We start from the raw sequence: 6,168 nt of genomic DNA, 5'->3' as shown, positions 1-6,168 counted from the left end.
AAGGTTGAAGGCACAATGCCCTCTATTGAGGAAATTGAGAAAAGATTGTGCGAAGTGCCGCTGTAAAATTTTACGGGTACTTTGCTCCGGGGACGTTCTTCAGAATTTCTTTCCAGAAATCGCGGAATTCTTTTTCGGTGACGACGCCGCCTGCGCTGAGTAGGCGGTAGTGCTCGCCTTGCCAGATGTAATCGACGGGGGAGGAGTCAAAGCCGTTGCGGGTGTAAAATTCGCGGCGGCGGTTCCTGCGTTCGAGTTCTTCGGCGTCCTTGGAATCTTCTTCGACTTCGATGTCGACGACAATGCGCGTGTCGGGGTGTTGCCTGCGGATGGCCTGCAGAATTTTCGAACCGTACCCGCGGCTGCGCAGTTCTGGAACGACTGCGAAATAGACGATGTTCGTAATGCTCCCGTGCGTGATGGAATTTGAAAACCCGCAGAACGTTGGGGTCGCGGCAGTCTCGGTCGCGCTGAGATTCCCGCGAAAATCGTCATCGAAAAACGCCCAGAATTCCCGCTTGATTTTATCGTCGAGCAAATGCTTTATCGGAATGCGTTCGTTTGCCGGGAACGCCGATTCATACAGCGCTTTGACCTGCGGCAACCACGGAGATCTCTTTGTGACTTCGAAATACTGGAGCATTAGCCGAAAGAATAGGATAATGTGGTTCGCGCGTCAAGTAGGGAAGCGCGCTTCGGGGCGTTTTAGTGTATATTTACCTACATGAAATCGTTTGAAAATAAAGTGGTCGTGGTGACGGGCGGGGCGCACGGGATTGGCGCTACCGTCGTGAGTGAATTCGAGAAAGAGGGCGCTAAGGTCGCCTACATCGACATCCGCGAGAATCCCTGCTTTGTGGGGGACCTCTCCAAGAAGGAAGTCCTCGAAAAATTTGCGCAGTTCGTTATCGAAAAGTACGGGCACGTGGATGTGCTCGTGAACAACGCGCTTCCGCTGATGAAGGGCATTGACGAGTGCAGTTACGAAGAATTCAGCTACGCGCTGGCCGTGGGCGTGACTGCTCCTTTTTACCTCGCGAAACTTTTCGCGCCGCATTTTGGGTCGGGTGCAAGTATTATAAACATTTCTTCGAGTCGCGACCGCATGAGCCAACCGCAAACGGAAAGCTATACTGCAGCGAAGGGCGGGATTGCAGCCCTCACTCATGCACTTGCCGTGAGTTTTGCGGGCCGTGTGCGTGTGAACTCGATTTCGCCGGGCTGGATCGATACGGATTTCAAGACCTATGAAGGCCCCGATGCCACGCAGCAGCCCGCAGGTCGCGTCGGGAACCCCTTGGACATCGCGAACATGGTGCTTTACCTTGCAAGTGACAAGGCCGGATTCATCACCGGCGAAAACATCTGCATCGACGGCGGCATGACCCGCCAGATGATTTACCACAACGACTGCGGCTGGAAATTTGAAGGGTAGGAAATGAAAAATCTTGTTATTTACGTGCATGGAAAGGGCGGAAACGCTGACGAGGCGCTGCATTACAAGAATCTGTTTCCTGACGCCGATGTTCTTGGGGTTGATTACAAGGCTGAAACCCCGTGGGATGCCAAGAAGGAATTTCCGGTTTATTTTGATTCCGTCGCGGCGGGCTACGGCGAAGTAACCCTTATTGCGAATAGCATCGGGGCGTTCTTCTCGATGAATGCGTTGGGCGATAAGCCCATCAAGCGGGCTTATTTTATTTCGCCGATGGTTAACCTGGAAAAGCTGATTTGTGACATGATGACGTGGGCGGGTGTCTCCGAAGAGGAACTTCGCGAAAAGAAAAGCATGCCGACGAATTTCGGCGAGACGCTCTCGTGGGAATACCTGTGCTATGTGCGCGAAAACCCCATCGAGTGGCGCATCCCCACGAAGATTCTGTACGGCTCGAATGACAACCTGACCTCGCTAGAAACGATGCGCGAATTTGCCCAGAAAATCGGCGCATCCCTGACCGTGATGGACGGCGGCGAACACTGGTTTCACACCGCCGAGCAGATGGCCTTTTTGGACAGATGGATTCGGGAATGATTATATTTACATAAGATGGGTCAAACCATTGCGTTAAGGAGAAAATTATGAAAATGCTTGATTGTGTCATAAGTGGAATAACGAAATTGCGTAGTCGAAGGTTGTCTACTTATTTGTTCGTTTCTGTGATTATGACGCTCTTTGCTGCGTGTTCTACGCCGACGGTTTCTAGTGACGATGCTGGTGAAGATGATTATTCGTCTTCTATCGACAAGCTGAAGGAAAGTTTTTTTAATCCTGACATTGACTATGGCTCTATGATAGACAGTCGTGACGGGCGAGTTTACAGAACGGTGAAAATTGGCGAACAGACCTGGATGGCGGAAAACTTGAACTACGCCATAGCCAATGGTAGTTTTTGCTACGGCAACGTCTCTAGCAATTGTGCCAAGTATGGTAGGCTCTACACCTGGGCTGCGGCGATTGACTCGGTGAAACTTTACGACGATGGTGACGGGGTGGATTGCGGTTATGGCAAGACTTGCAAAATGCCAGAAAAGGTGCAGGGGTCTTGCCCTGGTGGCTGGCATTTGCCATCAAATACTGAATGGACTACCCTGTTCACGACAGTGGGCGGAAAATCAATGGCTGGTAAGATGCTGAAGTCTCAGAGTGGTTGGTATAAGGATGGAAACGGTTCTGATTCGGTTGGTTTTGCCGCACAGCCTGCTGGCCGCATAATCTATAACACTGGCGCTTTCAACCGCTTAGGCAGTCTCGCTGACTTCTGGACAGCCTCTGGTGGCGATAGCGAAAAGTTTGCCTACGCAGTTTTTCTGGACTACGATTGGGACAGGGCTGCTCAGAATAATGCCAATAAGGTCTATGGACATTCCGTCCGTTGCGTAAAGGACTGACAGCGACTCCCCAGATTGTTGTCCTGAATTTTGAAGTTTTTTTGGGGGTAAAATAAGCTATATTATCCTTTGGATAAATTAAGCTGTTGGGTTGAAGTGGATCTTATGAAAAAGATTTTTGTGGCGTTGAGCATGGTTGCGTTTTTGGCGGCGTGTGATGATTCGTCGTCGACATCGGCGGGGCCGAATGATGAGCCGGGCGTTGAATTGTCTTCTTCGAGCAGAGGCAAGGTCTCTGAGCTTGCCGAAGTGATGTCTTCTAGTAGTGAAAAGGCGAAATCTTCGTCAAGCGGCGCTCAGAGTGATGCGAAGCGATCTAGTTCTAGCGAAAAGTTTGGAAAATCTAGCAGTAGCGAGAATGAGGCGTCGTTGAGTTCGGAAAAGCAGAAATCGTCTTCTTCTGTAAAATCGTCGTCCAGTGCCGAGTTGAGCTCCGGCGGGAAGGATTTGTCTAGTAGCAGTTCCGTGGATCCAATCAGCTCTTCGAGCGTCCAGGGTGATGTTTCTTCCAGCAGCAGTTCTGCAGGCGAGGTAAATTGTTCGGCGCTTCTGGAGGGCGAAACGGGCTGGAATTGGAATGTGCCGAAGGAATGTCGATTTAATCCTGATATTGACTATGGTTCCATGACCGATGAACGAGATGGTAAGGTTTACAAGACTGTGATAATCGGCACCCAGGTGTGGATGGCGGAGAATCTTAATTACTATGATGCCGCGGATTTAAACGTGAAGGAAAAGAGTTGGTGCTTTGGAAAGAGTGATAATGGGGATAGCACTACCTGCGATGTGGCTGGTCGTCTTTATACCTGGGCGGCTGCTATAGACTCGGTGAATCTCGCGACCGAAGCCACGAACCCGTTGGACTGCGGCTACGGCACGGAATGCAGCTTGAAAGATACGGTTCAAGGTGTTTGCCCCAGCGGTTGGCATTTGCCATCCAAAACGGAATGGAAAGCCCTGTTCACCGCGGTGGAAGGTAAATCGACTGCGGGCAAGCTTCTCAAGTCAGAGACAGGTTGGAATAAAAAACAGCAACGGAACGGATGATTTCGGTTTTTCCGCATTGCCTGTCGGCTACAGGAAAGGCGACGGGTATTACGTCGATGGTGACAAAACGCTCTTCTGGAGTTCTACTGAGGACGGTAACTTCGATGCGTTCAGCATGCTTTTGAGCAACACCGTTCACCGCGAGGAACTCGCGGAGCTGTACTACAACATTAAAGGCTACGGCTTCTCGGTTCGTTGCGTCAAGGATTAGGGTTTTAGGGGTGTCCCCCTAGGCGAGGGGGTAGCGGCCCTTCGACAGGCTCAGGGACCTTAGTCACTGTGACTGGCGATGGAAGCGAGGGGGAGGCATCCCCCTTTTATGTGTTATGGATTGCCGCGCTACACTGCGTTTCGCTCGCAATGACGTGCGAGGCGAGTGCAGCAGAACCGCTAGCGGGTTCTATTGCCGAGCTGATGCGGTCATGCGCTCTGCGCAATGACGTAGGGTGGATTCTATCGCCCTTGACAGGGCTCCAGAATGACATTTTACTAACCACTAACCACTGTTTACTGACCACTTCTCTCGTCTCTCGTCTTTGCACTTCGTGCTAACTACTGGGCTCAATCATGCCAAAAACAAGTTTTTGTCGCGATATTCGCCCTACGTAGTTATCGTCTCTCGTCTAAAATGCTATCTTTCCCCCCGGAAACATTCTAATTAACAGAGGTTCAAAAAATGAATTATTTCAATTCTATCCCTATGCGTCGCCAACTCGAAGAAATTGGCCACTGCCGTTTCATGGAACATTCTGAATTCAGCCGTGGTGTTGAAGCCCTCAAGGGTAAGAAGATCGTGTTCGTCGGTTGCGGTGCTCAGGGTCTCCATCAGGGTCTCGACCTTCGCGATAGCGGCTTGGATGTTTCCTACACGCTCCGCAAGGAAGCCATCGAACAGAAGCGCCAGTCCTGGAAGAACGCTACTGAAAACGGCTTCAAGGTCGGTACCTACGAAGAAATGATTCCGGATGCAGACCTCGTTTGCAACCTCACACCGGACAAGCAGCACCACAACGTGATCCCGGCCATCATGAAGCTCATGAAGAAGGGCGCCGCCCTCTCTTACAGCCACGGCTTCAACATCGTTGAAGAAGGCCAGGAAATCCGCAAGGACATCACCGTGATCATGGTCGCCCCGAAGGGCCCGGGTTCCGAAGTCCGTAGCGAATACGTTCGCGGTTTCGGTATGCCCTGCCTCATCGCCGTGCACCCGGAAAACGACCCCGAAGGTAAGGGTTGGGACTATGCCAAGGCTTACGCCGCTGGCCTCCATGCCGACCGTCCGGGCGTTCTCGAAAGCTCTTTCGTTGCCGAAGTGAAGTCTGACCTCATGGGCGAACAGACCATCCTTTGCGGTATGCTCCAGACCGGTACCATCCTTTGCTACGACAAGATGGTGAAGGAATTCGGCGTTGAACCGGCTTACGCGGTCAAGCTGCTCCAGTACGGCTGGGAAACCATTTCCGAAGCCCTGAAGCATGGCGGCATCACCAACATGATGGACCGTCTCTCCAACCCGGCCAAGATCCGCGCAACGGAACTCGCCGAAAAGATGAAGAAGATCATGAAGCCGCTCTACTGCGAACACCAGGACAACATTATCTCTGGCAAGTTCTCCAGCACCATGATGGTGGACTGGGAAGCCGGCGACAAGGATTTGCTCAAGTGGCGTGGCGAAACGGGCGAACTCGAATTCGAAAAGGTCGAAGCTACCGACAAGGTGATCACCGAACAGGAATACTTCGACCGCGGCGTTCTCATGACCGCCATGATCAAGGCCGGTGTGGAACTCGCATTCGAAACCATGTGCTCCGTGGGCATCAAGCCGATGAGCGCCTACTACGAATCTCTCCACGAGACTCCGCTTATCGCCAACCTCATCGCTCGTAAGAAGTTGTACGAAATGAACCGCGTGATCAGCGACACCGCCGAATACGGTTGCTACCTGTTCGCCAACAAGTGCGTGCCTCTGCTTGCCGACTTCATGAAGAACGAAGTGAAGAAGGACGACATCGGCGCTATCTACGGCGAAGGCAAGACCACCGCTGTGGATAACGAAGAACTCATCAAGGTGAACAAGAACATTCGTCAGCATCCGGTTGAAGAAGTCGGTGCTTGGCTGCGCGAACGCATGTCTGGTATGACGAAAGTTGTCTAAGCTTCGTCTAGCGTCGTTCTCGACCCTCTCGCTGTACTAGTTGTACAGCTTCGGGGTCTGCGGCCTCGCTATACTCG

General features: G+C 51.9%; 5 protein-coding genes and 1 pseudogene. 5 read left to right on the top strand and 1 reads right to left on the bottom strand.

Going from position 1 to position 6,168, the window contains the following annotated elements; all coding sequences use genetic code 11:
- Positions 1–70 precede the first annotated feature (70 nt).
- Positions 71–643, bottom strand: coding sequence for a GNAT family N-acetyltransferase (locus Q0W37_RS15000; protein WP_297702353.1), 573 nt, complete (start codon positions 641–643; stop codon positions 71–73).
- 81 nt (positions 644–724) lie between these two features.
- Here Q0W37_RS15000 and Q0W37_RS14995 point away from each other — a divergent pair, with 81 nt between their 5' ends.
- The 5 genes and pseudogenes from Q0W37_RS14995 (at position 725) to ilvC (ending at position 6,091) form a co-directional block, all read left to right on the top strand.
- Positions 725–1,435 carry an SDR family oxidoreductase gene (locus Q0W37_RS14995; protein WP_297702352.1) on the top strand — a complete coding sequence of 237 codons (711 nt, stop codon included), beginning with the start codon at positions 725–727 and terminating at the stop codon, positions 1,433–1,435.
- 3 nt (positions 1,436–1,438) lie between these two features.
- Positions 1,439–2,032: an alpha/beta hydrolase gene (locus Q0W37_RS14990; protein ID WP_297702351.1), complete on the top strand. Its 594-nt coding sequence runs from the start codon at positions 1,439–1,441 to the stop codon at positions 2,030–2,032.
- A gap of 47 nt (positions 2,033–2,079) precedes the next feature.
- Positions 2,080–2,889, top strand: coding sequence for a fibrobacter succinogenes major paralogous domain-containing protein (locus tag Q0W37_RS14985; RefSeq protein ID WP_297702350.1), 810 nt, complete (start codon positions 2,080–2,082; stop codon positions 2,887–2,889).
- Between the two features lie 105 nt (positions 2,890–2,994).
- Positions 2,995–4,147: pseudogene (locus Q0W37_RS14980) on the top strand (fibrobacter succinogenes major paralogous domain-containing protein).
- A 465-nt stretch (positions 4,148–4,612) separates the two neighbouring features.
- Positions 4,613–6,091 carry a ketol-acid reductoisomerase gene (gene ilvC / locus Q0W37_RS14970; protein WP_097035145.1) on the top strand — a complete coding sequence of 493 codons (1,479 nt, stop codon included), beginning with the start codon at positions 4,613–4,615 and terminating at the stop codon, positions 6,089–6,091.
- Positions 6,092–6,168: the final 77 nt, after the last annotated feature.

The organism is uncultured Fibrobacter sp. (assembly GCF_947166265.1).
GTDB lineage: Bacteria > Fibrobacterota > Fibrobacteria > Fibrobacterales > Fibrobacteraceae > Fibrobacter.
The sequence above is the reverse complement of the archived record's forward strand: the minus strand, read 5'-3'. Positions and strand labels throughout refer to the sequence as shown.

What these genes read in the sequence shown, in the direction of transcription:
- Q0W37_RS15000 (WP_297702353.1), bottom strand. Translation starts at nt 643, where the DNA reads ATGCTCCAGTATTTCGAAGTCACAAAGAGATCTCCGTGGTTGCCGCAG.
- Q0W37_RS14995 (WP_297702352.1), top strand. Translation starts at nt 725, where the DNA reads ATGAAATCGTTTGAAAATAAAGTGGTCGTGGTGACGGGCGGGGCGCAC.
- Q0W37_RS14990 (WP_297702351.1), top strand. Translation starts at nt 1,439, where the DNA reads ATGAAAAATCTTGTTATTTACGTGCATGGAAAGGGCGGAAACGCTGAC.
- Q0W37_RS14985 (WP_297702350.1), top strand. Translation starts at nt 2,080, where the DNA reads ATGAAAATGCTTGATTGTGTCATAAGTGGAATAACGAAATTGCGTAGT.
- ilvC (WP_097035145.1), top strand. Translation starts at nt 4,613, where the DNA reads ATGAATTATTTCAATTCTATCCCTATGCGTCGCCAACTCGAAGAAATT.